Origin of the sequence: Candidatus Methanodesulfokora washburnensis (assembly GCF_003947435.1) — an archaeon.
Taxonomy (GTDB): domain Archaea; phylum Korarchaeota; class Korarchaeia; order Korarchaeales; family Korarchaeaceae; genus Methanodesulfokora; species Methanodesulfokora washburnensis.
In genome coordinates this window covers 1-26434 of record NZ_RCOS01000125.1, presented here as the reverse complement: position 1 = coordinate 26434, position 26434 = coordinate 1, and the positions used below count along the sequence as shown (strand labels likewise).

The following is a 26434-nucleotide window of genomic DNA, read 5'->3' as shown; positions in this document are numbered from 1 at the left end:
AGCTTTATATCGGAAGGTTAAATTATCCCTAAAATGTACCCCATAAATCCGAAGGAGGCAATAAAGAAGGTACTAAGCGAGGCTGAGAGAAGCGGAGAGAGAAGAGTGCTTGTGATAAAAGGACATGAATTCAACTCCATAAAAGATGTTGTCGAGGAGCTTTCAAGAGAGAAATCAGTTCTCTGCGTGGGACTCCCAGAAACAGGTAATGTGAGGACAATAAGTTATGAGGAAACTGATTCTGTTCTGGGAAGCACTTTTGATGCCCTTTTTGCAGATCTATCAGATGAGCTCAGGCCGAACGATCTGGGAATACTCGTAGAAACTGTGAGAGGAGGAGGGATAATAGTGTTTCTTGTTCCTGATGACTGGTTGAGCAGGCTGACCAGATTTCAAAGGGAGCTCATATCCCCTCCTTACACTGAGAGGGATGTAAGGCAGGCATTTAAGAGAAGGTTCTTGGAGAGCCTCGGATCAGAGGGAGTATGGCTTCTGGATGGAGAAAAACTGATGGGAGTTGAGAGATCTGTTGAGAAGAAGAAAACTGAGAAGCCACAATCAGATGATCCCGTTGAGAGCTTGTCCATGTCGGAGGATCAGCTGAACGTCATAAGAACAATTTTATCAAGTGCAGCATCCCCGAAAAAACAGATAATAGCCATAACAGCCAACAGAGGAAGGGGGAAATCAGCAGCTCTCGGCCTAGCGGCATCCCTGATATTGGGAAGGAGGATATCGAGGTCGATAGGGGTTACTGCATCCTCTCCAGATGGCGTGCAGATCTTCTTCTCATTTCTGAAAAAGGGGTTAGAGGCACAGGGGATGAAGTACAACGAGGTAAAGAGGGATGGGAAGACTGTTGCGGTGATATCAGGGAGGAGAATGGTGTTCTATAGATCCCCAATATCTATGTCAGAGCTTGATATAAGGATAAAGATCGTGGACGAAGCAGCTACAGTTCCTGTTCACCTTCTCTTCAGAATAGCGAGAAAGAGTAGATTGAGCGTATTCGCCACAACAGTTCACGGATATGAGGGATCTGGAAGAGGGTTTACAATGAAGTTCCTGAAAGCGATGGAATCCAAAAACACCAGATTCCTGAGGCTGGAGATGAGAATTCCGATAAGATATCCGGAGGGAGATCCTGTGGAGCTATGGTTATACAGGCTGTTGTTGCTGGATGCAGAACCTGCTTCCGTCAAAGAGGATGAGATAAGATATGAGAAGCTTGATCCGGAGAAGCTGGATGAGGAGAAATTGAGGGAGTTCTACGGAATCTATGTTCTGGCTCATTATAGGAACAGACCAGATGACCTTGCTATGATGCTGGATGCTCCTCATCATCATATGAGAGCTGTTCTTATGGGGGATAATGTCGTGGCAGCTGCTCAGATATGCGAGGAGGGCAGGTTAAACAAATCCATGATAGACGCCATTATGGAGAGAAAGGATAGTCCTCCTGGACACATGATTCCCTCGAGAATTCTTGTACATTATGGAAACAAGGAGTTCTGCAAGCTATGGGGATGGAGAATAGTAAGGATAGCTGTGCATCCAGAGCTACAGGGGAGGGGAATAGGATCAAGAATGCTGTCCTTCATACATGAAGAGGCTGAAGATGCTGGAGTTGACTGGATAGGAGCAGGATTCGGGGCCTCGCCTGAGCTTCTCAAATTCTGGCTCAAAAATGGATTTTTACCAGTTCATATGAGCCCGCAGAGAAGCGATGTGTCCGGGGAATATAGTGTGTTTGTGATAAAGCCCGTCAGCGAGAAGGCGAGAAGATCCATTGAGGAGCTAAATGCTGAGTTCAAGAGGAGGATTCTGAGCACATTGCACGATGTCTACTTTGATGCAGATCCGGAGGTGATAAGGCTTGTTCTCTCAGCTGGAACTCATGAGGAGAGACCCAGACTAAGGTTCTCTCAGATTCTCAGGCTGAGAGATTACATAAGGGAGTTCAACACGTACGAGATGGCCTCGGATGCAATAAAGGAGCTTCTCATCTCATACTTCATGTCGAGAGCGGGAAGCCTGCCGGAGGATGCTGAAAGAATTCTGATAGCGAAGAACCTTCAGGGCAGACCATGGCCTCTTATAGTAAGGATAGCTAGGAAAAAGACGATGAAGGAGACTATAGATAAGGTCAGAGAATGTGTTAGATCCTTATATGAACTATACAGCGATGTTTTGCCTAGATTGGAGTAGATTTCCGCTATCTCACTCAGTTGGATTGCCTTCTTCCTCCTCCATTGCCTCTTTTAAGTCATCAGCAGCCCTTATTATTGATGCCAATGACAACCTCATTAACTCCTCTGAGACATCCTCTCCCCTTATGTTTGAGACTATTATGACATTGCCCGAGATATCCGTGGCAAAATGAGCGAAGTTATAATCCCAGTTCTTGTTTAGAAGCCAGCTCTCCATTCCTTCTGATGAAACAGGTAGAGTGGAGAACAAGACAACTAGATCTCCAGGGGATATCACTATGTCTATCTCAAGCTCGCTCCATTTATCAGTTTTCCACAAGGAGATAAGGAAGGTAGCATCCTTCACTTTCCCCTCCTCATACCTGACATTCATGCCATCTAGAATGTTCTTTACCTTCTTCACCAAGTCCTCTGAAGACATTCACGACACAGCATTAACTCATCCGCTCTAGAATATAAACATTGATCTCAGAAAAAGACAACATTATTCAGGATCCGTCCTATTTTTATCTGTTGCCGGGATATCACCTTCTAAAATCCTAGCTACTGCCTCAGAGAGCTTCATCACTCTTGTGCTGGATCTGTGATCGCTTTTCACTTCTCTCTCTAGATATCCGGAGAAAGATCTTCTCAAAACATCCACTATCTCCTTTGGTGGGTTTAGAAGAAAGACCCTTCTCAGCTCTATGGAGATGGAAATCAGGATTAATCCAGTGCTATCCAGCTTTTTAATCCTGTTTATCCCCTCTTTCAGAAGGATCTCATAATTCTCAGGCTCAACTCCCTCTATAGCAGACCTGATGTCGTTTAAATCAAGCTTTATTCCTGCTATTTCCATCAGATGTTCTTGACATACCTTTCTCTTGTAGATTATCTCCTCAAGAAACAGATAAGCATCATTCTGGCATACTACAGCAGGCATTATATAGAAAAGGCACTTCTTCAGGTCATCTAGGGCACTTTGAGAGCTAATTTCGTTTCTGAGCATTATCCTCCCACTAGCATATATTTGCACACTGGATCTCCCTATATCTGCTGATATTATCTGCCCTCTTGCCATAGACCTAGCTCTAACAGCAAAGAAGTTTAGGAGCTCGATCGAGAGATCCATGTCAATTGGCCTGTATTTAGCTCCTTTCTGCACTAAAGACAGTGATATCTCAGTAGTCTGGGGCTCTGATGGACATGGATGGATTATTCTTATAGGGGTTGGTTCTGTTATCCACGGTTTCCTGAGAACTGGCTTTGAGAATGGACAGCTTTCTGGAGATAGCTCTCCTGCTTCCATGAGCCTAGCAGCAGTGGAGCATGATGGCGCTCCACAAAGCCAGCAATCATATCCAGGAAGCCCTGCCCAAGACAAAAGCTCACCCTATTATATCGTTCAGCGTATTTACAAGAGTTTCCACCTCTTCTAATGTATTGTAGAGGTAAAATGAGGCTCTAACAGTTCCATCAACTCCCAAAACGTACTTGTGAAGAGGTAAAGCACAGTGATGTCCCGACCTAACACATATTCCAGAAAGCTCATCCAAGGCAGCAGCAACATCATGACAGTTCATTCCGTCTATGGAGAAGCTTATCAATCCTCCTCTCTCCTCCTCAGGAGCAGGTCCATATATTCTCACTTTTTTCATCTCGCTTAGAGCTTTTACTGCTTCCTTAGTTATCCTTCTGACGTGGTTCATTATGTTCTCAACCCCCAGCTCCTCGAGAAAGTTAATTGCCTCAGAGAATCCAAAGGCCTCAGCTATAGGAGGAGTTCCAGCCTCAAACTTTGTGGGAAGTTCTGCTGGAAGATATCCATCGAGCGTGACATCTGAGATCATGTCTCCACCGAGCTTAAATGGCTCCATCTCCTCAGCTAGATCCCTTCTCAGGTAAAGAGCTCCTATTCCAGTTGGCCCGCACATTTTATGAGCAGAAAAAGCAAGAAAGTCTATATCCAGTTTCCTCACATCTACTGGCATGTGAGGAACTGCCTGGGCCCCATCAAGACCGAATATTGCACCGTTCTCCTTAGCTATCTTCTTCATCTCCTCCACAGGGGATATTGTTCCAAGGACATTGGAGACCCATGTGACGCTAACTACTCTTGCTCCCTTAACCATCTCCTGATATGAGTTCATATCTATCCCTCCATCAGCTGAGACAGGGACAAATCTTATCTCAACGCCTTTTTCCTTTCTTAGCCTATACCATGGAAGAAGATTTGCATGATGCTCCATCATTGTCACAACAACTGGATCCCCTTTCCCCAGCTTAAGGCCTGAGGCGACTAAGTTCAGTGCTTCTGTTGTTCCACTTGTGAATATCAACTCCTGCGGTTCTGCCCCTATGAAAGAGGCAACTCTTGAATGGGCATCATCGTAGACTTTGGATGCCTCCATCGAGAGCTTATGAAGCCCTCTATGCACATTAGCTCTGTGCATAGAGTAATATCTCACGATAGCATCTATTACTCTATCAGGAGTTAGTGATGTAGCGGCATTATCCAGATATATAATTTTTCTATTTCTCAAAACAGGAAACTGCTCTCTTATCCTCTCCACATCGTACATAATTCATCCTCTCCCTGAAAAATTAAAAACTTGCTTAAAACATAACGGGATTGTCCGAAGAGCACTTAAAAATTTCCAGCTAGGGCAGCTAAAATCCAGAGCTGCGTTTACTATTCATTATCACCATTTAGCTGACTTTCTGGAGAACTGGGATTCATATATCCTCTTTATCTTTGAAATCGTATCGGCATCTCCGGGGCTTTTATCCTCCCTTATGGCTGTTATTCTCGCAAACCTCAGGGCAAATCCGGATCTATATTTTGGACTTCTTTGTATCTCATCATATGCTACCTCAACAACAACCTCAGGCTTCACCCAGACCGTCTTTCCATCTTCTTTCACAGCCAAGGAAAGAAGCTTTCCTGTCATTTTCTCGAACTCTTCATCGGTCAATCCCTTGAAGGTCTTGCCCACTACCTCAAATGTCCCCCTCTCCTCATCATATGCAGCTAGATAGTAATCTGACAGCCACCTGCTCCTCCTTCCATATCCCCAATCAGCTCCCACTATTACAAGATCCAGTTTTTCAAGTCCCGGCTTTATCTTCAGCCAGTATCTTCCCCTTACTCCAGCTTGATAGGGGCTGTTGAGCTTCTTTGCCATCAGGCCCTCATGTCCCATTTCCATAGCTTCTTTTAGAAATTCCTCAGCCCTTTTTTGATCATCTGTGACTATTCTGGGCACCAGCTTGTCAGATATCTCTTCAAGCATCTTTCTTCTCTCCTGATAGGGCGTATCAAGCAGAGTTTTCCCGTTCAGATAAACTAGATCGAAGAAAAGGATCTCCCTTCTTATATCAGCCTTTCTCATGAGTATCTGAAAGGGAACAGGTCTTCCATCAAGCCCAAGTCCTATAATTTCCCCTTCAGTTATGCAGGACTCGCATTTCAAATCAAGCTCAACTCTGAATCTATCCGTTATATCGGAAAGCCTTCTGCTGAACATCTTGATTCTATCCCCCTCTTTATGCACCTGAACCCTAACTCCATCCAGTTTGTACTCGAATGCGGCTATTCCCATCTCCTCTAGAGCTTCCTTGACAGAATAACAGCTTTCTGCTAGCATTGGACTTATAGGAGAGAACAGCTTTGGGCTAACCTGAAGCTTTCCCTTCTTTGCCATCAAGGCAAGCTCGGAAAGATCCCCAATGACTGTATGTGCTTTGCTTATGTCTCCTCTGCCGAAAGCCCTGCCTATTGCCTCGATTAAAAGGCCCTTGCTGAGCCCAGCCCTCATCTCCCCGGTTATGCACCTAGCAACAAATCCTGCTTCCTCAGGAGATAGCCTTCTGAAGAAAGATCTTATCAATGCAACCCTCTTCTCAGAGGATCCCTTTCCCTTAAGGCTCTCCAGATAGGAAAGCAGATCTATCAGCTCCTCCACTGTAACAGCTTCTTCTACAAGGGAGTGCTGCTTTCTCTTCTCTAATAGGGATCTTCTCACCATCTCCCCTATATCCTCCCCTTGAGATAAGCCGACAGCCCTAGCTATAGTTCCCCAGGAGACGTTAATTCTTCCTATTCCTGAGATCAGCTTAACCACATTCTTCAGGTCATTATCATCCAAGTTTCTGAGAAAATCAGCCATGATGGCCACTTTCTTCTCTCTAGAAGAGGTTTCCCTCACCCTGTTCAGCACTTTCACAAGCTCTTCGAGGAGCATCCTAGGTTCAGGGAGCTGTAAAATAAATTGCTTTAGTTGAGCTCAGGTGTTCCACTTATTTTGATCTCTCCCTTCTAAGCTCAAAGATAACAGTTCCCCCTTTTGTATACGGAGGGCCCGGATCCGGACATTGTAGATAGCCTATGTCCTCAGAACTTCCTATTCCAAGCTCTATAGCCGATGATCCATGCGAAAAGGCAGAGAGAAGGGTAAGAAGAGAGGAGAACATGTGAATGCAGATATCCTTTGAGTTCTTTGCATCTATATAAAACCCTTTCAGGACTATTCTGTCTCCCTTCTTGTAAATTGGGCAGAATCCTCTCACATCCTTTACCTCGAGTACTACTCTGTAGCTCATCCTCAATTAACGTGATGGCAGCTTATAACAGCTGTCTTCAGAGCTAACTTATATTTGATTCAACGATTTATTTTAAAGTCTATATTATAATAAAATTTTCAATAATGAATACAAAATTTATATTCATGAGAAGACAAAAATTCTTATGGTAGGAATGATGAATATCCTATCTGTCGCAATAAGGCTTCTTGGCTTGGGGAGAGGGGAGGAGAGAATAGCCCACCACATATACAGGAAGTGCGGATGCTCGGTTTCAGATCTGGAGAAGGAGCTGAAAGTGTCCAGAAGGACGATATACAAGAATTTAACCAAGCTGGTGAGAGCAGGAATAGTGAGAAGAGTTCCCTCTGAGATAAACGGAAGGCTGGCCTATGTCTACCATCCTCTCTCCCCAGGAGAGCTGGCTGATCTCATCAGATCAGCTTTAGATGAGGTGATGGGGAGGGAGAAAGATGTCGATAGCAGAACCGGTTGAGATGTTCAAGTTTCTTGTGGACAATAAGTTCTCCAGAGGAATTCTGAAAAAGCTTAATGAGTACTGCGAGGAGGATAAGAAGAGCAGGCTTGAGATTGCGCTTGAGCTTTATTCCGGAGTAAGAGAGGATGCATGTGGGAAATGCAAGCTGGCATCGAAGATAGTCAGCGGGGTCATAGATCTGGGAGCAAGATCATTCGGCGCTGATAAGGAGGAGATAAAGAGGGCAATGAGGGACGCTTACTGGAGGAGAGGCCTCTCATCTGTCGTAAAGGGAATAGCTACTTTCGGTGTCAGGAGGCCATTTGTCCCCGGAGCTCCGTTTCTCGTTGTATGGGATGTCACATATGCCTGTAATTTGAGGTGCAAACACTGCTATGCAAACGCAGGCAGACCATTGCCAGATGAACTATCCACGGAGGAGGCGAAGAGAGTGATAGACACATTTGACAGGGCGGGTGTGGTGACAATAGCGTGGTCGGGAGGAGAGCCCATGGTGAGGCCTGACATCTATGAGCTGTCCAGATACGCATATGAGAAGGGAATCTACGTTGCTATGGCGACAAATGGAACATTAATAAATGAGAACACTGCTCAGAAGCTATGGGATTCAGGTGTTAGATTCCTCCAGATAAGCCTAGATGGTGCCAATCCCAGAACTCACGATGAATTCAGGGGTGTGGATGGAGCTTGGGAGAGAGCCACTAATGCGATAAAGATAGCTTCCAAGATGGGGTTCTTTGTCAACGTGGCCATGACAGCCACAAAGGACAACTGGAGGGAGATACCATCTGTTATAGACCTGTCTGAAAAACTTGGAGCCAGATGGTTCATGATGTACAACTTCATCCCGACGGGGAGAGGGATATTCATAGAGGACTGGGATCTATCCCCCGATGAGAGAGAGGAGCTCCTGAAGATGCTCTACAGGGAGCTGAGAAGCGGAAGAAAGATAAATGTCCTGACGACAGCTCCTCAGTTCTCAAGAGTTGCCTTAATGACAGAGGGAGATTCAGAGAACTTCATATTTCCAACTCATTTCACCAATGCTGAGCTCGGAAGGAAGCTCAAGTCTCTTGCAGAGTTCATAGGTGGATGCGGGGCTGGAAGGTTCTACATAGGTCTGTGGCCGAACGGGGACATAAGGCCATGCGTCTTCTTCCCGATGAAAATAGGGAACATAATGGAGATATTGGATAGATTCGATGATTGGTGGGCTCATGACAAAGTGCTAAATGACCTGAGGGACAAGGATGCTCTTGAAAGTTACTGCGGTCAGTGTCCATTCAGATATGTCTGCGGAGGGTGCAGGGCAAGAGCTTATGGATACTTCCATGATTACATGGCTCCAGATCCGGGATGCATCCTGAACAAGGCGGCATATGAGAGCTTGCTAGCTAGCGTGAAAAGCAGCTAACTCCCCACTTTTTGGGAATATTTTTTAAGTTTCCCTTCCCAAGATATACCGATGATACCCGAGCCCCTTGAGATAAAGGAAGAGATAAAGAGGATGATGGAGGTGATGGACGAGAAACTGGCTGTTTGGTATGGAAACAGGCTTCAAAGCTACATCTATAAGGAGGTAAAGGGGGTGATTGACTGGAGAAGCTTTTTGGAGCTTATGTCTGGAAGAACAGGGGATCTGCTGAGATGGGTTAGAGGGGAGATGAAATGGGAGGATCTTCTGGGATCTATATCAGAGGACTTGAAGAGAAGAAAAGAGAAAGGCTTGGACTCATTTTTAGGCTGATAAATCATCAGAGAGAAAAAAGCATGTACGAAATCCCGAAGAAAATCCTAGCAATGCTTTTTCCATTCATGTAGACCCCCTGATGCTCTTTCTCTCCAGATATGCCAGAGCAAAGTATGGAAATCTATTTCTCCTTATATCCAGAATTGATGCAATGAAGTATGCCAGCGAGATGAGGAATATTGCGATAGTTTTCGGACTCACGTGAATCAGGAAAGGAAGGGAAAGAAAGCAGAAGACAATCATGATTATTAAACGTCCATTCACTAGCCTGAAATGTTTAACAAGAGGAAAGCTGATAAGCTCGAATGTAAGGAAGAGAAGGGTGAAGTAAGGTAGATAATGTCCCTCATATTCCGAGTATGGTGCGAGCAGTGGGATGCTAAGGAAGAAGATGAAGAACAAGAGGTTGGAAATAAATGAGAACTTTGCATCCTTAGATATGGCTCCCTCCTCCCTCATCCTGTTGAAATTCATCCACATGCAGAAATAGCAGAGGGAGGATAGCAGAATTTCTACAAGGATATACCATAATTTTAGTATTGCCAAAAAAGAGTTATAAGAAAAGAACATAAAGCATAAAGGGAGAATAACATATAATATAAATGCTGCGCAAACCGCATCGGTTATATTACCCCATTTTTCCTCCATATCATCCCCACTTTATGTTTACACAATGGCAGTTACAGTCGTACCACTCTCCTATGCAGCATTTGGCTGCACGATAACCAGCAGCTTCCACCAATTTAAAACCACACAGACCGCATCCCACTGTGACAGTACCCATGCTTGCTCCAATAACCCAGTTAGCTGCTTCTGTGGTAATAGCATGCCAAGCTAGGGCCAGCTCTAGTGAACATAGAGAACAATGAACTCCAACATCCAATCCATATTTATTCATTATCTCCATTGCGCGCGCAATAGGGGATGTAGGCCCATCAAGAGCAGAAGAAAGCCGGATGGAAATCTATTTCTCCTCATCTCCAACATTGATGCAATGAAGTATGCCAGCGGGAGAAGGGATAGGATCTTGTAATTCAGACCTGTTTTTATCGAGATTGAGATAATAGCATAAATGCAGAAGAGAATTATTGACATTAAATGCCCCTTCACTGGCCCTAGAACCATGCTTTGATAAGTGCTGATAGACACAAATGCGAAGAAGACTATGGAGAGCGAACCTAAAATGAAGCTTCCTACTTCAGGATATGGTGCAAGAAGTGGGATGCTGAGGAAGAATGTGAAAAATAGTAGGTTGGAGATGAACGAGAATTTGAAATTTTTAAATGTAGTATCCTTTTCCCTTATCCTATTGAATTCCTTCCACGAACAGATGTAGAGAAGAAAGGATAGCAGAACTCCTATGAGCACGTATATATCTTTACGGAAGTATAAAAAGAATGTATCAAGGAAAAACATTGGTATAATGTATAATATAAATACAACTGTTAAACCTGAGCTCATATAGCTTAGCCATTTCTTCCTCATATCACCGCCTTATTGCTGTGGAGATAAAAATTTACGGGAAAGGCCAGGGATCCCTCCTCCTCTTTATCTCCAGAGATGATATGATGAAATAAAGAGCTACTAAAATTAGAACTAGGAGATCGTGAGCTAGACAGAGGTACTCAGGTAGACAGCTTACGTACTCAGGTTCTTTAAATAGACCGAGAACAACAAATGGGATACTGAAGGAAAGGGATACAATGAGGCATAACCGCATGGTAGAATAGTGCTGCTTCAGCCTGTTCGGGTATTCAATTTTGGAGACGCCAATGCCCCTTGTCAGGGTGAAAATATAGAAACCTGATAGAAAGACTACCAGTATGAGGCTTCTCAACCAGAAAGCGGATGAAAACAAGAGAAATGCAAGGAGATAAGATGCAAGCGAGGGCTTAACCTCATCTGAAAATATCTTCTTTCCTTCTCCCAGAGGAGCTACAAAGTAAAGCAAAATGAAGAGAATAAATCCAATGAGCACATATATCTCCCTTCCTTTATATATCATCACTCCCAATAGTGGAAAACCCAATAATGTAAGAATCAGGAATATACTCCATATAACAATTAGAAACAATATTGATTCATGTAATAAGAAAAGGGCGCGTTCTCCCAGCATTTTTCACCACCTTATTGATACACAATGACAGTTACAGTCATACCACTCCCCTATGCAACATTTGCTGAGATCCTTAATATATTCTCCCACATTGTGGGCGCAATCACCGCATGCGTATATACCAGCTCCTATACTTAGTACTGCAGCTGCCTTATACCTAGCACTGCTAGTTATCAGTTCTACTAAATGCTTCCAGTCAATTGATGAGGCTATTATCACTCCTGCACATACACCACAGGTAAATGGCACAGAAGAGCTGAATATATTCGAAGTCGATATCGACATATATTTATCCCATGCGCTATGCTCACATTCCTTATCCCACTTGCTGCAGCACTTGTAGCATTGCTCCTCACATGGATACATGCTTCCCCCAGTGGAGACAGCTCCCTTGTGCTCACCGTAAACATATCTGTCATATCCCTTCTTCTCCAGAACATAAGACAGGTATCCCATGTCATCAGAGCTCTCACTATAGTATTTTGAAATATCTTTACTGCTTTCACTATATGCTTTTGCCAGATCCCTCAGAGCTTCTTTGGTCTCCTCATAGAGATCTGATACAGAGGGAGGAGGAACACAATAACCTCCTGTTCCATAATCCGGTTGAGCTCCACTTATTCCCATTGGTATTGGGGAGCAGTAACCAAAGCTAAGGGGCTCAGGTATTGTCCTTGTTCTGCTGTTGAACCTGAAGTCGATAAGCTCAAGGGATCTGTTTATCTCTTTTCTGGGTATTATGTTCATGAAGGAGAAGGATCCGTTGTATCCCTCAGTTCCCAGGCTTAAAACATGTGAGAAGACCATTATATAATCGGAGTGAACAGCTACATAACTGAGATAGTGGAAATCAGTCCCATTTATCCTCAAGAGGGTCATGTTTATGCTCCTGTTCACAGTTCCAGTGCTTAAATGTGTCCACAAAATGTTGGTCTCCACGGTAAATCTGCTTACTTTCCCATCGGAGATGACAACAAAATATCTGCCATTTCCAAGGACTGTGATGTTCACAATCTGCCTCCTTAAGTGAGTTTCGTCTCCCATCTTTATAATATCATTTATAAGAAGTATTGTGGAGTTCCCGCTCTTATTTACCGTCACATTCCTGCTTATCGATGGAGGGGTGAAACTTCTGGTCCCATTGCAGAGGGATTTTACGTCAATGGATCCTTTCTTCAGATCAATTGTTATGTTGTGAAAGTTTGTTTTTGAGATGTTCATTTCGCAAAAATCCGGAGGGTACATTCCATAAATCCGGTTTTCAGGCTTTTTCATGTAGTTTCCCAAGAAGACTGGAACTGGAATGATCAACAGGATCATGATAGCAGGGTAGATCCTCCTCATAAATCCACCGTTGCTGGATATACATCCTTATTTAAAATTCTTTTGTTCTGCTTCTTATTTTTTTTAGAATGTTGGTTCAGGAAGTTGTCTCTTTGAAAAAAGAGGGGGAAAACCTGCTTTTTTTGATAAAGATGGCTGAAAGCAACAGCAATCCATCTATGAAATACTAATGCAGATAATGAAGTGTTTCATTAAAAGATATTTTGTTAAATGCCTTAAAAGTTTTTCTATCTTAATTTAAATACATGAAATTTACATGAGCAAACCTCTTCAGAACTCTTTATCTTGTTTGCAGGTTCTTACGGGCTCTAGGGTGAGATAAGCCTTCTAGCATTCAAAAGTTGATTAGAAATATTGAAGAAATTTTTAATAGAAGTCTTCTCTTTTAAGTCTAGAGGAATTTTCCGATCTCTGCCTACCTTATTACCTAGGATTTTTGTGCATAACCCTTTTCTCCTCATCTCTAGGAGTTTTCTCTTCTTTTGATAAGACCTGTAACCTTTAGTGGGACTTAAAGAGATTCCATTTCATCGCATCCATCTCTATTGGAGCCATCTCCCCTCTTGCAAAGCGAAGGGCTTCCTCAGGATCTCCGGAGAACATCACTTTTTTGTTGAGAAGGATCACCCTGTCAGCAGTTCTCAAAATAAAATCGGCATCTTGAGATGAGATGACAAAGGTCTTTTTCCTCCTCATCCTCTGTATCAATTCAACTAGGATCTCCCTTCCTCTTATGTCCAGATCCGCCGTTGGCTCATCCATTAAAATTACCTCTGGATCTATCGACAGGACAGATGCTATTGCAGCTCTTCTCTTCTCCCCTCCGCTTAGCTCATATGGATGCCTATCCGCAAGATGTTCTATTTCCATTAGCCTTAATGCGCTTGAAACAGATCTCTCAAGCTCCTTTCCACTCTTCAAGTGCATAGGACCGAACTCAACATCCCTCTTGACTGTTGATGAGAAAAGCTGCACATCCGGATCCTGAAAAACAAGCTGAACCCTTCTTCTGAAGTCATAAATCTTGGATTCATCCTCCAGTATCCTTCTGAAGTTCTCCCCCTTGAAGAGAATTTCTCCTGATGTTGGAGTTATTAGAAGGCTCATTATGAGAAGCAGAGTGGATTTTCCCGCACCATTTGGCCCTATTACTCCCAAAACTTCCCCCTCATATACACTTAAGGATACGGATTCCAGAGCAGTTCTTCCATTGGGGTATGTGTAGCTCACATCTATTAGATCGAAAATAGCCATCTCCATCCCTCTGTTACAACAAAAAAGCTGATTATCAAAGATGCTATGATGAAAGCTGCGCCTCTTCTTTTGATTCTCTTCCTCTCCTCAACTTCCCTGCCGAATCCCCTAGCTGTCATCGCCATGTGGACCATCTCGCTCAACATCATGGATTTCAACAGAAGAGCACCAACAGCTTCGCTCCCCCAATTCCAGCTAGTCCTCCAGGATTCCTTGGACAAAATCCTAGCCCTTCTGGAGGTGAGCATACTAACTGCCATGTTTGCCATGAGAAAGGTGTACCTGTAGCATATAAGAAGAATTCTCACCATTAAATCAGGTATTTTCAAAATTCTGAATCCCTCTATCAAGTCATCCCACTCAACAGCCATGGTAGCAGCTATTGGAAATGATATGGCAACCGTGACCCTAGCTGTGAAGATAAGAGCTTTTCTAATTCCCTCCTCTGTTATGCTGATTGAGCAGAATGAAAACAGGGCTTTTCCGGGGGTTATCCATGAGAACATTGATGGAATCATCACTATCATGGTGAAAATTGGTATGAAAAACAGCACTCTTGCCAGAAATTTCATCAAGGATATTCTTGAAGCCACAGCTATAACAACCGATACAACAAAGAGCAGAAAGATTTGCTCTAAATTTTTACAGATTATGGATGTGAAAAGAAAAATAAGGGAGGATATCAGGCATGATGCCGGATCCACTGATTGAAGAAGGCCTTTTTTCCCGCTAAACTCGCTTCTCATACTCCTCTTAAAGTAGTTCATCGCCTCCTCTACTGTCCTCTCTGCAAGGCCCTTCATTTTCTCGCCAGAATCCTTCCTATAGCAATTGTGATGAGGACGATCAGGATTACCCCAATTATTGCTGATATTATGTATCCCAGATAGGGAAGGGCTCCCTCCTCCCATCCCGGAAGGTTGTAATCTGGCAGAGGGGCACTCCATATATTTGCTATTTTCTCAGCCACGCTCTTCCAGCTCTCGCTTACATTCCAGTCCTCTATACTCCACTCCCCCCAAGCTTCTCCAGGGGCAAGGAGGCCAAGAGGGGTCAGCAATATCAATATTGCAAGGACAACAATCGTCTTTCTCAACTTTACACCCCCAGGATTTTCGGCCCTATCTTCTCTAGCTTCAGATAATCCGGGCTGTATCTATACAGGTACTCCAGAACAAGTCCTGTGACTATTCCCTCAACAGGTCCTGCTACTGTCAGATGGGCGAATGCCATTGCTGGCACTGAGAGCCAGAATGAATATGGACAGTATCCTGGTTCCACAAAGGGCTGTATTCCTATCTCAAGGCCGCAGAATATGGCTGCTAGAGTTATCCCGACATAGCCTCCGACAGCAGCTCCTATGACAGTGGCCTTCCTCTCATCCTTCATAACTTTTTTGAACAAATTCATTATTAAGTATGATGTGAACGGAAGTATGAAAGCCATGTTGAAGCAGTTAGCTCCAAATGCTGTTATCCCTCCATCCCCGAAGAAGATTGCTTGGATCAGAAGGGCCACTGTTACCGCTATTGTGGCCGCATAGGGTCCCATCAAAGCTGATATGAGAGCTCCTCCAACTCCATGTCCTGTTGTCCCATCTGGTATAGGCCAGTTGAACATCATGAATATGAAGGAGAACGCTGATAGCACTGCAAGAACTGGAACAGTCCTTGACTCTAGCTTCTCCCTTGCCTTTTTGAAGGCTAGATACCAGATGGGCACCATCACTATGTAGAAGAAGGCGCATGTCACAGGGCCTAGATATCCGTCTGGTATGTGCATCGTGTCACCGAAAAATTTATCGTGGCATCTATATAAGCTTTGTCACTAATTGAAAAAAGTTGTTACTAAGATGGGCATAAGGTGTTAACCTCGCATAAGCACAGCCATGATCTGTCCTAGGGCAATTCCCCCATCTCCGGCCGGAACCCTCTCGTTCAATAGAAGATTAACCTTTTCCCTCTTCAACTCATCCTCTATTCCCCTAACCAATATTGAGTTGACAGCTGCCCCTCCAGAGAGAAAAACAACTTCATTCTCCTCTTTCAGAGCAATTCTAGCCAGACCTCTTCCCAGCTGATATATCACAGTGTAGGCAAGATCCTCTTTCCTTGCATCGCTCTCAATTATGCTTTTCATGAGGTAGGAGGTGTCCAAAACATCGCTCCCCTTTATCTCTATTTCGTCAAGAAGCCTTCCGTTTTCAGCAAAGGACTCCAGCTTCATGGCAGGCTCTCCTTCATATGTCCTCTTGTAGCAGATGCCCAGCAGAGCTGAAACGGAGTCAAGAAATCTACCAAGGCTGGATGTCCTTATTGATCCTCTTGCCTGTCTCAATGCCAGCTCTGCCTCCTTCATCTCATTTGGAAGATGCTTATATAAGTTTTTTTCTTTCAAAAAGCTGCAAATCTCATCATCTGTCATGAATGTGGACATGATGCCTATCAACATTCTGACAGGATAAAGGGTGGCAAGATCCCCGCCGGGCATAGGCTGGTGTTTGAGCCCTCCTATCCTTCTCAAATCCCCTCCCTCTATGAGAAGGACCTCTCCTCCCCAGTACGTCCCATCTGCTCCATATCCTATTCCATCAACAGCTATGCCTACAATTCTGTCTTTCTTCAGCTTTCTCTCACCAGCAACGCTAAGCAAATGGGCATGGTGGTGCTGAACCTCCAAAACATCCCTAAATCCCTCCGATAGGATCCTGGATTTGTATTCAGGATGCATATCAACTACGCATAATGCATCGCTCAGCTCAACTTTATATGCCCCAGCTAGGAACTTTATCGCTCTATCAAGCTCCAATAAATTCTCGTAAACATCAGTATCCCCTATGAACTGGGTCATAATCACCTTATCATCAAATGCAATTGCTCCTGCATTTTGGAGCTCTGCTCCAAGTGCAACAACAGGTCTATCCAGCTTTGAGGGAAGCTCAAACCACATGGGAGCATATCCTCTTCCTCTTCTTATCATTGTAATTCTTCCGTTTGTTATTCTGAGGACGCTGTCATCAACTCTGTTCACTATTCTCCTGTTGTGATGCAGAAAGTAATCCACTATCCCTCTAAGCTCCCTCCTAGCTGATTCCTCATCTCTGCACATTGGAAGATCTCTCAGATTTCCGCTTGTCATTATCAGGAACTTGTCCTTAGTTTTCTCGAGTAAAAGATAGTGCAAGGCTGAGTATGGAAGCATAACACCAAGATAATTTAGACCGGGAGCCACAAGATCCGATACCCTACTTCTCTTCTTTTTCAGCAGAATTATGGGTCTCTCCGGTCCTGTCAGCAATTTCTCCACTCCTTCTATCTCCACTATGCTCGATGCCACATTCAGATCAAGGGCCATCAGGGCAAATGGTTTCTGCGGCCTGTTTTTTCTTTTTCTGAGCTCCGATACAACCTCATCATCAGTTGCTAAAGCTGCTATGTGATAGCCACCTATTCCCTTCACTGCTACTACCTTTCCAGAATCTATGAGTTCGGCAGCTGTTTCAATTGGTCTCTCTGTGATTACCCTTCCTCTTTCATCCTCCAGCCATAGGACAGGCCCGCACTGAGGACAGCTTATCCCCTCTGCATGAAATCTCCTCAGGTTTCCCGGATCATTGTACTCAGATAAGCAGTTGTCGCAGAGAGGGAAATCCCTCATCGAGGTGTTATCCCTATCGTATGGAACTGTGAACATCATGCTATATCTAGGACCGCACCAAGCACAGCTGTTGAAGGCATATTCATATCTTCTGTCCCCTTTATTCAACGCCTCCCTCAAGCAGTCCTCGCATATTCCAAAGTCCGGAGGTATCATGGAGGGTTTTTTCATCTCCCTTCCGCTCTCCATTATGTGGAACCCCTTTATTCCAATTGATCTGGATGAAAGAACTGTTATCTCATCTATTCTGGCTGGAGGCGGTTTTCTTCTCATTATAAGCTCGAGAAAGAGGTCTATATCATCCTCCTCAACGTATATCTCAACCTCGCTCCCACCTAGGTTTCTCACATATCCATTTAGCTTGAGCTCCGTTGCCAGCCTGTGGATGAATGGCCTGAACCCAACTCCTTGAACTATCCCAGTTATCCTTATTGTCTTGGGCATCCCTCCTCCTGCAATGGAATAGCTTATATTTCCTTCTGTTCTTCAGTAGTTCGGTGATGAGGATGGGTGACCATCTTTGTGTTGGATATCCTTCTTCTCGATATATCAAACCTATTAAGTCATGAAAATATAGTAGAGAGAAGGGTTGCCTCTCTCTCAGCAAGAATTCTGAAAGATGGGTTCATAAAAAAGGCTATTGCAGTTGATCAATCAAGTTTTGTCGTTCTCGATGGACATCACAGAGTTGAGGCAGCTAGAGCAATAGGGCTCAGAAGAATACCAGCCATCATCTTGGATTACAGCTCTGAAAAGATCGTTGTTACTCCCCATAGCATAAGCAAGGAGGATGTGATAAGAGCTGCTTTAGAGGGAAGAAAGTTTCCTCCCAAGACAACTAAGCACATGATATCGCTGGAGGGCCATCTTTTCCACATATCCAGAATAGAGCCGGATGTGAGACTTGATATCAGGGCGCTGAGGTGATCTCATGATAGCCAGAAGCGTTCTTGATTTAATAGGTAGAACCCCAATGGTAAAGATAAACAAGCTTGTGAGCAGCGAGGATGCAGAGCTTCTGGCAAAACTTGAGTGGTACAACCCAGGAGGATCTGTGAAAGATAGAATGGCCCTCTATTTAGTGGAGGCAGCTGAGGCATCAGGAAGACTTAGAAAGGACAAGGTGATAATAGAGGCCACATCGGGAAATACAGGAATAGCTCTGGCGATGATAGCTGCTGTCAAAGGATATAGGATAGTGGTTGTGATGCCAGAATCCGTCAGCATAGAGAGGAGGAAGATAATAAGGGCATATGGTGCAGATCTCATTCTATCTCCTGGGGAAAAGGGGACGGCAGGTGCGATAGAGCTGAAAAGAAGGATCATAGAGGAGGATCCGGAGAAATATGTGGATCTGGATCAGTTCAGCGATCCAGCTAATATAATGGCTCATTACCAGACAACAGCGAGGGAGATAATAGAGCAGACATCTGGCAAAGTCGATATGGTGGTAGTTGGCATAGGAACTGCTGGAACAGGTGTTGGAATATCGATGGGGCTGAAGGAATACAAAAAAAGATGTGAGGATAGTTGGAGTCACTCCAAAACCCGGTATCAGCATACAGGGGCTGAGAAATCCAGCCGAGGAAAATCCAACAAAGCTGTTCAGGCCAGATGCCTTCGACGAGATAGTGGAAATAGAGGATCTCAGCTCAATAAAGCTTATAGCAAGGGAGCTTGCGAGAAAGGAGGGGCTTTTAGTAGGCCAGAGTTCTGCAGCAATAATGGATGTCGCTGTGAAGAAGGCAAAGGAGATCGGAAGAGGGAGGACAATTGTGGCAGTTCTGCCTGATAACGGGCTCAAGTATCTCAGCACTGATCTGTTCGAATATTGAACCTCAAAGGAGAATTTCCTGTAATAAAGGAAATGGATAAAATTCTATCTAAAATAAGTCTTTGATGAGAAATTCTACTTGAAATTCTAAGTTTTTCTTCAGTACCTCTGATGGAAGAAATGTTTATAAGCAAGTGGTTCTAAACTTAAGTGGGTGAAACATATGACCCGACCCAAGAGGGAGACCGAGAAGGTTGAGGACCTAGTTTGGAAAGATCTTGCACCCTATATAATACTGGCATTGCTTGAAAAAGAGCCAATGCATGGATATGGAGTCAAAAAGAAGATACTTGAACTCTCTCATGCAAAAATGGGATCAACTACAATATATGCCATAATATACAGTTTGATGAAGCTGGGGCTTGTCGAGGGAGTGTGGCAAGACAGAAGAAAGGTGTACAAGCTAACCGACAAGGGCAAATACGTTCTGGATATCTCCAGAAAGGCGATAAGCCAGACTATAACCGCCTGAACTCCCCTCTTTTTTCTTTTTTATCATAAAGATTAGGACAGAGGATCCGGTGAGGATAGCTCCCAGCAGTATCATGGCTGATATCCCATCCCTTGGACCAAATGCGCTCATAAAGGCTCCTCCCATTATAGGCCCTAGGACATTCCCCAAGTTCATTATGAAGCTGTAGAATCCCATGAAAGAGCCTCTAGCTCCCTCCTTGGATATATCAGCAAGGAATGCAAGCCCGGCAGGGGAGAACATGAGTGATCCAAGGCCCAAGATCGCTATCAATGGAATTGCAATGTGATATTTCACAAATCCTGCATGCCATGCATAAATTGTGATCAGAAGGAGAAATATGGAGATAGAACCGGTGAGAAGAGCCTTTGTTCTCCCTATTAAATCAGATATATATCCGTAAAGGGGCTGGGTTATGGCTAGGATTGCTATTAAAGCTGACAAATAGGATCCAATTCTGAAGAAGCTGTGATGCCCTCCCATGCCTCTGATGATGAGGGGTCCAAATGTGAGAAAGAAGCTTATGAACATCATTATGGTGAACCACATAACTGTCAGCAGAACGGCCTCTCTTCCCCCCGTTATCCCCTTGAATGCGATCTTAAGTCTGGTTTTAAGATCCATTGTGGATCTTCCAATGTCTCTTGGGAGAAGAAAAGCTGTTATAATCAATCCAAGAGCAGCTATAAGGGACGCAACAAAGAAGGGGGATCTCATATCCTTTGTTGCATCTATTACCAATCCGGAGAGGGGGAAACCTATTATATAGCCTGCCATGTTCACAAGATCGTATATTCCCATCTCCCTCCCCCTTCTGCTCTCCTTTGCTACATCGGATACTGCTGCCAGAGAGCTTGCCATAACAGATGCAGCTGCTATCCCCTGAATTCCATGTATCAATGTCAGCAGAATGGTGTTCCTTGTGAGGGAGAAGAGAGGAAGATCGATAGCAGATAAGAGGAGCCCGATAAGCAGAAAAACCTTCCTTCCATATCTGTCAGATAGGACTCCGAAGGGGAAGACGAGAAGAAGCTCAGCAACAGGATATGCAGCAGCAATTATGCCAACTGAGAGATATTTCTCACCTATGTATAGAGGGAGAGCGAAGACCACAAGCCCAAAGCTCAGTCTCATTGAGAGCACTGAAAGGTATATAGGCGTGAGCTCCTTCAGATAGGGCATCTTCCTCGGTGATAGAGATCCTATTTAATAACCTATGGTCAGATGGGAACTGCAGCTCTATGCCTGAAGACCACTCTCTCCCCAGATATTCTCTCTAGAAGCTCTTCAGCTTCCTTAATACAATAAGAAAGATGGTTTAAAGAGTGAGCATCGGTTCCTATTGTGAACCTGACCTTTTTCTGGACAAGCTTCCTGCAGATCGCCTCTGCTGGATAGATCTCCCTAGCAGGATACCTTAATCCGCTGGTGTTTATCTCCACAACTTCTACATCTAGGTTTTCGGGGAATATATCACTTCTTCTCCCGAACTTCTTCGGCAGGTCAAGGTGGCCGATAACATCAAACAAGCCCGATGACGATGCCATTTCCACAAGCTCATAATATTTTCTGTATATTTCATCCACTTCTCTCTGGCTCTTTCCAATCCAGAACTCCTCCGAAAGATCTATTGGAGCCATGTCGACAAAATGAACGCTTCCTATGACTAAATCAAGGTCCAGCTCCTTCAGCAAATTCTCTATAATTCTCTCAGATTCAGGAAAGTAGTCCACCTCAAGGCCCTTGAGCACCCTTACCTGCGCTTCAACTTTCTCTATTTCCTTCAAGTAGCTCTTTATCCTACCTGCAGGTATTGAATAAGGCTCTTGTGAACCATCCGGCTTTATGACGAGGTGATCTGTTATAGCTATCTCATCGAAAACTTTCTCTGCTGTCCTCACAACCTCCTCCACCGAGTTATCCCCATCGCTCCACTGAGTGTGGATATGATAGTTTGTCCTGAGCTTCATCCTCTCTTCGCCCGGGAGATCTTGAAAAAGTTGACAGAACCGCATGAGCTGCATTTCACATATACGCCGTATTTTCCTCTCTTTGGTATTGCTGTTGAGCCACAATTGGAGCATCTGAGAGGGGATCTATCACAGTTGCCCAAGCATCTCTCATATTTTATGTGCTTCCCGCTCTTTGTCCTTATGCTTCCAGCAACTAGCGGAAGGCCGCACTCACAGGAGCCCTCGATAACTCTCTCTTTCGGCATTAAGTCGTATTTTACATCTCCATTAATGCAGATTACAAAAGGGCCAAATCTGCTCCTTCTCAAAACAAGAGCTCCTCCGCATTTGGGGCATGTTCCGACAGATTTAGCCTCTATTGCTGAGGATATACTCTCTCCTATTGCTTTTTCTAGCTCCTTGAACTTGATCATGTAGCCAGACAGCTCATTCAAAGTCTTCCTGAGGAAGTCCTTGTGGTTTAGCTCACCCATCTCTATCCTTCTCATCGCCTCATCTAACTTTGCTGTCATATTAGGATCAACTATCTCCGGCACCAAATCGGATAGGACATCGACAACCCTCTCCCCTATCTTGGTTGGCCTGAAGGTCTTTCCCTCCACATAACCTCTCTCCTTTAAAAGGTCCAGAATGACAGCTCTTGTGTTCTTTGTCCCCAGTCCAAGCTTCTCCATGGCTTTTATCAAGCTTCTAGGGGTGTATCTCTTTGGAGGCTTTGTCTCCTTTTCCTCCACCTTTATATCAATAAGCTTCACTTCCTGCCCATTTTCTATCCTTGGAAGGGGTTTCTCCTCGGATTTCATGAAGGGATAAACCCTTCTCCATCCATCAGATAACCTTACAACTCCTCTAGCTATGAAGACGTTTTCCCCGATTCTGACAGAGATTATAGTTCTCATATCCTCCCCGTCCGGAGATAGAGTTGCCAGAACCCTCCTTGCTATTATCTCATACACCTTCCTGTGGTTCTCTGTAGGGAATCCTTTTTCCGGAGCCCCGACTATATGAATGCATGGATGTGCTGGATCATCTTTTCTTCCTTCAACGGCTTTTTCCCTCATGTTCTCCAGAACCCACATCGCATCCCTGCTCAGAGGGCTGTAGGATGCTATTATCTTCACCATGTCCAGAAAATCCTCCTTTCTCCAAGACTTTGGATATTTCTGGCTTTCAGTCCCTATATAGCTTATCAGACCTGCTTCATATAGTTGCTGTGCTATCCCCCTTGTTCTATCAGCTATCTGCCTTGGAGTCAATCCTGTTATGGAGCTCACTTCTATCTGCATCGTGGTCCCATCGAACGGAGGCGGAGGTCTCAACGAGACCTTCCTCTCTCTCACATTAGCCCTAGACTCCGAGCCTACAAGGGTTTTTATCTCTTCTATTTTTCCAGGATCCTTTATCTTACCCCTGAGAAAGGCCTCAAATTTCCTCTCTCCTGCCTCAAATATCCCCTTTATGACGTAGAACTTCTCCGGGACAAAGCTTCTTATCTCCCTCTCCCTCTCAACTATCATCCTAAGCGTTGGCCCCTGAACTCTCCCTGAGCTCAAAAGCTTCACCCATCTGTGGTTTCTAGCTGAGAGAGTGAGAGCTCTTGTGATATTTGCTCCCCATTCTAGATCCAGCACTCTTCTGGCAAAGCCGGCATATGCTCTAGTATAATCCATATTTTTTAAATTTTCATATGACTTCTTTATCTCTGCTTCTGAGAGGGAGCTGAACTCCATCCTCTTGACCTCTCCTTTTATATTCAGAGCTTCCAGTATCTCAAGACCTATTGCCGAGCCCTCTGTGTCCAAATCAGTTGCTATCACTATGAGATCTGCATCCTCCGCCTCTCTCTTTATTGCGTCTATGTAGGCCTTCTTTCCGGCTATTGGCTTGTAAATAAGATTTTCAGGCTCTACTATTATGGGATATGTCCATTTTCCATCGGGATAATCCAGCTGGAAGATGTGGCCGGATGCCGGCACAACTGTGTGAAGATCCCCTCTGTAAAACCTGTAGATTTTCACCTTTCCCTTAACTTCCTCTTTCATCTTTCCTCCGCTCAGCACTCTAGCTATTCTTTCAGCAACGCTTGGCTTCTCAGTTATTATGAGGATCTTTTTCACAGCTGGTATCACAATCTCTTTTTAAAAACTCCCCCTTCTCATGAGCTTATGGATTTAGTGGATCTTCTGAACAATGAGGTGGGGAAGTACATAAGGTGGTGCACCCCCTCTGTTCTTCAGGAAGCGAAGAAAGTAACTGATATATACGGCAGTGATGTCTCCGCATCATTCTCCTTGCACGGAAATCCGATAGAGATAACAGGGATATTCGAGGAGGCTATGGAGAGAGCTGCCAAGCTATATAATGCTGATAGAACCCTTTTCAGTGTAAATGGATCCACTGGTAGCGTCTATGTCGTGATGAGATATCTATCCCTGATGTACGGAAATCCCCTCATCCTCGTCACAAGGAACATCCATATAAGCGTCCAGAATGCCTGCGAGGACTTCGGAATAAGGTTTAGGTTTATAAAGTCGTACTACGATCCAGAAATAGATTCCCTCATACCTCCAACTCCTGATGATGTAAAGGAGGCTTTGGAAAGGAATCCTGAGGCAACTGCAGTTCTCCTCTCAAATCCCACATATGAGGGCCTTTCCTGTAGGCTTAGGGATATAGTTAGAGTTGTGAACAACTTCGATAGCAGCATAATCGTTATAGTGGATGAAGCTTGGGGAGCTCACTTCAAGTTCAGTGAAAAGCTTCCCGAGACAGCAATGGACGCAGGGGCTGATGTGAGCATACAGAGCACGCATAAGCAGGGAGGATCCCTTCAACAGACTGGGATGATACACTGGAAGGAGAGGGTGATAGACTCCGATTTAATGCTTGATGCTTACAGGGGATATGCGACCACAAGCCCCTCTTATCACCTTCTTGCATCCCTTGATGCAGCTAGGAGCCATCTGGAGAGAAGAGGAAGAGAGGAGGTTGAGAGGATAATAAGGATATCTGAGATCTTTAGAGAGAAGCTTAGAGGAATAAGAGGCCTGAGAATAATGGATGATGAGATGCTGGAGAAGTGGAAAGATCATATTTCGGGCATGGATTTGACAAAAACTCAGATTGTCCTGACGAACTTCGATATAACTGGATTCCAGCTGGACAATATGCTTCAGGCTAATTACAGAATAGTCCCTGAAAAAGCAGATTACAACTCAATACTGTTCCTTGCAACCTTTCAGCTAAAGGAGGAATCTGTAGAGCCAACTGTTAATGCCATTGAGGATTCCCTGAAGGACAGGCACTCAATGAACAGAAAGAGCCTATTGCTTCCACCTTTGAGATGTGATTCACCGAAAATAGAGCCATATTTAGTGAGAAGGATGCCAAAAAAGCTTGTTTCAAGAAGGGTTCCTCTAGATCTTGCGCAGGGCTTAGTATCTGCTGAGAACATAGTCTCATATCCTCCAGGTATTCCGATACTCATAAAGGGATTTCTGATAAGAAAGGAGGACATAGACTATATAAGGGAGGTGAAGAGAGCCGGAGGGATCATAATAGCCAAGGATATGTCCTTAAGGGAGGTTGAAGTGCTCAGGCCTCCTTAATTTCGCAAGGCTATTTGTTTTAGGTGGCTTATCTATTTCTATAACTTTTATATCCTATTAGCATAGTTTTTATGTTCTACTGTGTTGATCGAAACTCCTTTCTATATCTCCTCATGAGATCCTCCATCTCTGCTAAGATGTCCAGCTCGTTATCGACAGCAGCTCTCTCAACATCCTCCCTTAAGCTCGCTATATACCTGTGCACATAATTCTCAACTGACTTCTTCTCCTCCCTCAGCTTGTCTTCATCCAGCTTTGCGCTCGGATCTCTCTCCTTCATAAGCCTGTAGCAGAGCTCCAGTTCCGACATGACACTGCTGAGCATGAGGACAAGCCTTTTCATCTCATCAATAGTCTCCTTTAGTCGCAACCTGTAGTAAAGATATCTGCCCTCAACTTTCAACAGCTTGTACCTGATATCCCATATCTCCCTCTCCGATACATTCTGATATATCTTCTCCAAGCTCCAGTACCTATATCCCTTCTCTATAAGCTCTTTAATTGCTATATTTTCGTCTTTAATTCCTTTTTCCCTCATATAGCTGTCTATGATGTCCTTGACCATGCTCAGATCTGGATAGTTCCTAGAATGACCTTTGTTCAGGGATTTGATTAGGTGGAACTCAATCGCCTCCCGAAATCTGCTTTGCAACGCATTGCCTAAAAAGTCTTTATTTCATTTAGAGAAGTTATTTAAGCTCCTGTATACAATCCTCAGCTTGCTTTCATCCGGTTGATAAGTACTGAAAAGGTTAACTTTTAATATAAGTTTAACTTAGCATTGTTGGTGAACTGAAGTGAGAGTTGTGCTTCGGATGAGGAAGAAGGGGGTTTTAATACTTCCGAAATCCATTCGGGAAGCTGCCGGGATAGATGAGGGGGAGGTTATAGCTGAAGCTAGGGAGGGAGAAATTGTGCTGAAGCCATTCAGGCCGAGAGAAGTAGAAATAGATCCTAAAATTGTTGATCAGATCTTAAAGGAGGAGAATGAGCTTGAGAGGAGGAAGATAAGTGCGATCCTCAAGGAAATACGTGATTGACACAAGCGTGGTGGTTGAGCGTATAATAAAGAGCTCCCCCTATAAGATTTTAGCGGATAGACTTTTCGATGCTGCTGTAGAGGGAGCTGTAAAATTGTATGTAACGCATCAGACAAT

28 protein-coding genes are annotated in these 26434 nt (G+C 44.2%); 9 read left to right on the top strand and 19 right to left on the bottom strand.

Going from position 1 to position 26434, the window contains the following annotated elements; all coding sequences use genetic code 11:
* Positions 1 to 33: 33 nt before the first annotated feature.
* Positions 34 to 2208, top strand: coding sequence for a tRNA(Met) cytidine acetyltransferase TmcA (locus tag D6D85_RS10650; protein ID WP_125672018.1), 2175 nt, complete (start codon positions 34 to 36; stop codon positions 2206 to 2208).
* A 12-nt stretch (positions 2209 to 2220) separates the two neighbouring features.
* Here the strand turns inward: D6D85_RS10650 and D6D85_RS10645 are convergent, their stop codons facing one another.
* From D6D85_RS10645 to D6D85_RS10625, 5 genes are all read right to left on the bottom strand, one after another.
* Positions 2221 to 2631 (bottom strand): hypothetical protein, encoded by a 411-nt coding sequence (locus tag D6D85_RS10645; RefSeq protein WP_125672017.1) that lies wholly within the window; start codon positions 2629 to 2631, stop codon positions 2221 to 2223.
* A 63-nt stretch (positions 2632 to 2694) separates the two neighbouring features.
* The gene (locus D6D85_RS10640; protein WP_125672016.1) at positions 2695 to 3573 is read right to left on the bottom strand and encodes a (Fe-S)-binding protein; all 879 of its coding nucleotides are present in this window, start codon (positions 3571 to 3573) and stop codon (positions 2695 to 2697) included.
* 4 nt (positions 3574 to 3577) lie between these two features.
* A complete protein-coding gene (locus D6D85_RS10635; protein ID WP_125672015.1) occupies positions 3578 to 4771 on the bottom strand; it encodes an aminotransferase class V-fold PLP-dependent enzyme in 1194 nt (397 codons plus the stop codon).
* 120 nt (positions 4772 to 4891) lie between these two features.
* The gene (locus D6D85_RS10630; RefSeq protein ID WP_125672014.1) at positions 4892 to 6433 is read right to left on the bottom strand and encodes an ATP-dependent DNA ligase; all 1542 of its coding nucleotides are present in this window, start codon (positions 6431 to 6433) and stop codon (positions 4892 to 4894) included.
* A gap of 55 nt (positions 6434 to 6488) precedes the next feature.
* Positions 6489 to 6791 carry a TIGR04076 family protein gene (locus tag D6D85_RS10625; RefSeq protein WP_125672013.1) on the bottom strand — a complete coding sequence of 101 codons (303 nt, stop codon included), beginning with the start codon at positions 6789 to 6791 and terminating at the stop codon, positions 6489 to 6491.
* A 145-nt stretch (positions 6792 to 6936) separates the two neighbouring features.
* Here D6D85_RS10625 and D6D85_RS10620 point away from each other — a divergent pair, with 145 nt between their 5' ends.
* The 3 genes from D6D85_RS10620 to D6D85_RS10610 are packed head-to-tail and all read left to right on the top strand — an operon-like array spanning position 6937 to position 9016.
* Positions 6937 to 7266, top strand: coding sequence for a helix-turn-helix domain-containing protein (locus D6D85_RS10620; RefSeq protein ID WP_125672012.1), 330 nt, complete (start codon positions 6937 to 6939; stop codon positions 7264 to 7266).
* Positions 7244 to 8683 (top strand): radical SAM/SPASM domain-containing protein, encoded by a 1440-nt coding sequence (locus D6D85_RS10615; protein ID WP_202617277.1) that lies wholly within the window; start codon positions 7244 to 7246, stop codon positions 8681 to 8683. The genes D6D85_RS10620 and D6D85_RS10615 overlap by 23 nt, the downstream gene beginning before the upstream one ends.
* A gap of 51 nt (positions 8684 to 8734) precedes the next feature.
* A complete protein-coding gene (locus tag D6D85_RS10610) occupies positions 8735 to 9016 on the top strand; it encodes a hypothetical protein (RefSeq protein WP_125672011.1) in 282 nt (93 codons plus the stop codon).
* Between the two features lie 66 nt (positions 9017 to 9082).
* Here D6D85_RS10610 and D6D85_RS10605 read toward each other — a convergent pair whose 3' ends face one another.
* The 10 genes from D6D85_RS10605 to hypF all read right to left on the bottom strand — a co-directional run bounded on the left by D6D85_RS10605 (position 9083) and on the right by hypF (position 17834).
* Complete coding sequence (locus D6D85_RS10605; protein ID WP_125672010.1) at positions 9083 to 9478, bottom strand: hypothetical protein; 396 nt, start codon at positions 9476 to 9478, stop codon at positions 9083 to 9085.
* Between the two features lie 190 nt (positions 9479 to 9668).
* Positions 9669 to 9926, bottom strand: coding sequence for a hypothetical protein (locus D6D85_RS10600; protein WP_125672009.1), 258 nt, complete (start codon positions 9924 to 9926; stop codon positions 9669 to 9671).
* Positions 9917 to 10504, bottom strand: coding sequence for a hypothetical protein (locus D6D85_RS10595; RefSeq protein WP_125672008.1), 588 nt, complete (start codon positions 10502 to 10504; stop codon positions 9917 to 9919). The genes D6D85_RS10600 and D6D85_RS10595 overlap by 10 nt, the downstream gene beginning before the upstream one ends.
* Before the next feature lie 31 nt (positions 10505 to 10535).
* Entirely contained in the window at positions 10536 to 11135 is a 600-nt protein-coding gene (locus D6D85_RS10590; RefSeq protein ID WP_125672007.1) for a hypothetical protein, read from the bottom strand.
* A gap of 3 nt (positions 11136 to 11138) precedes the next feature.
* Positions 11139 to 12479, bottom strand: a complete 1341-nt coding sequence (locus tag D6D85_RS10585) for a hypothetical protein (protein ID WP_125672006.1) — start codon at positions 12477 to 12479, stop codon at positions 11139 to 11141.
* A gap of 501 nt (positions 12480 to 12980) precedes the next feature.
* Positions 12981 to 13733: an energy-coupling factor ABC transporter ATP-binding protein gene (locus tag D6D85_RS10580; RefSeq protein WP_161969833.1), complete on the bottom strand. Its 753-nt coding sequence runs from the start codon at positions 13731 to 13733 to the stop codon at positions 12981 to 12983.
* Entirely contained in the window at positions 13715 to 14536 is an 822-nt protein-coding gene (cbiQ, locus tag D6D85_RS10575) for a cobalt ECF transporter T component CbiQ (RefSeq protein WP_161969832.1), read from the bottom strand. The genes D6D85_RS10580 and cbiQ overlap by 19 nt, the downstream gene beginning before the upstream one ends.
* Positions 14533 to 14829: a PDGLE domain-containing protein gene (locus D6D85_RS10570; protein WP_125672003.1), complete on the bottom strand. Its 297-nt coding sequence runs from the start codon at positions 14827 to 14829 to the stop codon at positions 14533 to 14535. The genes cbiQ and D6D85_RS10570 overlap by 4 nt, the downstream gene beginning before the upstream one ends.
* A 2-nt stretch (positions 14830 to 14831) precedes the next feature.
* The gene (cbiM, locus tag D6D85_RS10565; protein ID WP_125672002.1) at positions 14832 to 15515 is read right to left on the bottom strand and encodes a cobalt transporter CbiM; all 684 of its coding nucleotides are present in this window, start codon (positions 15513 to 15515) and stop codon (positions 14832 to 14834) included.
* An 84-nt stretch (positions 15516 to 15599) separates the two neighbouring features.
* A complete protein-coding gene (hypF, locus tag D6D85_RS10560) occupies positions 15600 to 17834 on the bottom strand; it encodes a carbamoyltransferase HypF (protein WP_125672001.1) in 2235 nt (744 codons plus the stop codon).
* A gap of 66 nt (positions 17835 to 17900) precedes the next feature.
* Here hypF and D6D85_RS10555 point away from each other — a divergent pair, with 66 nt between their 5' ends.
* The 3 genes from D6D85_RS10555 to D6D85_RS10545 all read left to right on the top strand — a co-directional run bounded on the left by D6D85_RS10555 (position 17901) and on the right by D6D85_RS10545 (position 19696).
* Positions 17901 to 18317: a ParB N-terminal domain-containing protein gene (locus D6D85_RS10555; protein ID WP_125672000.1), complete on the top strand. Its 417-nt coding sequence runs from the start codon at positions 17901 to 17903 to the stop codon at positions 18315 to 18317.
* 4 nt (positions 18318 to 18321) lie between these two features.
* A complete protein-coding gene (locus tag D6D85_RS10550) occupies positions 18322 to 19182 on the top strand; it encodes a PLP-dependent cysteine synthase family protein (protein ID WP_237558828.1) in 861 nt (286 codons plus the stop codon).
* A 205-nt stretch (positions 19183 to 19387) separates the two neighbouring features.
* Entirely contained in the window at positions 19388 to 19696 is a 309-nt protein-coding gene (locus D6D85_RS10545; RefSeq protein ID WP_125671999.1) for a PadR family transcriptional regulator, read from the top strand.
* Here the strand turns inward: D6D85_RS10545 and D6D85_RS10540 are convergent.
* From D6D85_RS10540 to topA, 3 genes are read right to left on the bottom strand one after another with little or no spacing between them, the layout of a single operon-like run.
* A complete protein-coding gene (locus D6D85_RS10540) occupies positions 19628 to 20878 on the bottom strand; it encodes an MFS transporter (protein ID WP_125671998.1) in 1251 nt (416 codons plus the stop codon). The two genes, D6D85_RS10545 and D6D85_RS10540, sit on opposite strands and share 69 nt — an antisense overlap.
* Positions 20879 to 20916: 38 nt before the next feature.
* Positions 20917 to 21666: a histidinol-phosphatase gene (locus D6D85_RS10535; protein WP_161969831.1), complete on the bottom strand. Its 750-nt coding sequence runs from the start codon at positions 21664 to 21666 to the stop codon at positions 20917 to 20919.
* Positions 21663 to 23786, bottom strand: coding sequence for a DNA topoisomerase I (topA, locus tag D6D85_RS10530; protein ID WP_161969830.1), 2124 nt, complete (start codon positions 23784 to 23786; stop codon positions 21663 to 21665). The genes D6D85_RS10535 and topA overlap by 4 nt, the downstream gene beginning before the upstream one ends.
* Before the next feature lie 48 nt (positions 23787 to 23834).
* Here topA and D6D85_RS10525 point away from each other — a divergent pair, with 48 nt between their 5' ends.
* Positions 23835 to 25277: an aminotransferase class I/II-fold pyridoxal phosphate-dependent enzyme gene (locus tag D6D85_RS10525; RefSeq protein WP_125671995.1), complete on the top strand. Its 1443-nt coding sequence runs from the start codon at positions 23835 to 23837 to the stop codon at positions 25275 to 25277.
* A 76-nt stretch (positions 25278 to 25353) separates the two neighbouring features.
* Here the strand turns inward: D6D85_RS10525 and D6D85_RS10520 are convergent, their stop codons facing one another.
* Positions 25354 to 25929, bottom strand: a complete 576-nt coding sequence (locus D6D85_RS10520; protein WP_125671994.1) for a hypothetical protein — start codon at positions 25927 to 25929, stop codon at positions 25354 to 25356.
* 145 nt (positions 25930 to 26074) lie between these two features.
* Between D6D85_RS10520 and D6D85_RS10515 the strand changes: the two genes are divergently transcribed.
* On the top strand, positions 26075 to 26317 hold the full coding sequence (locus D6D85_RS10515) for an AbrB/MazE/SpoVT family DNA-binding domain-containing protein (RefSeq protein WP_237558827.1): 243 nt from the start codon (positions 26075 to 26077) through the stop codon (positions 26315 to 26317).
* Positions 26318 to 26434 lie beyond the last annotated feature (117 nt).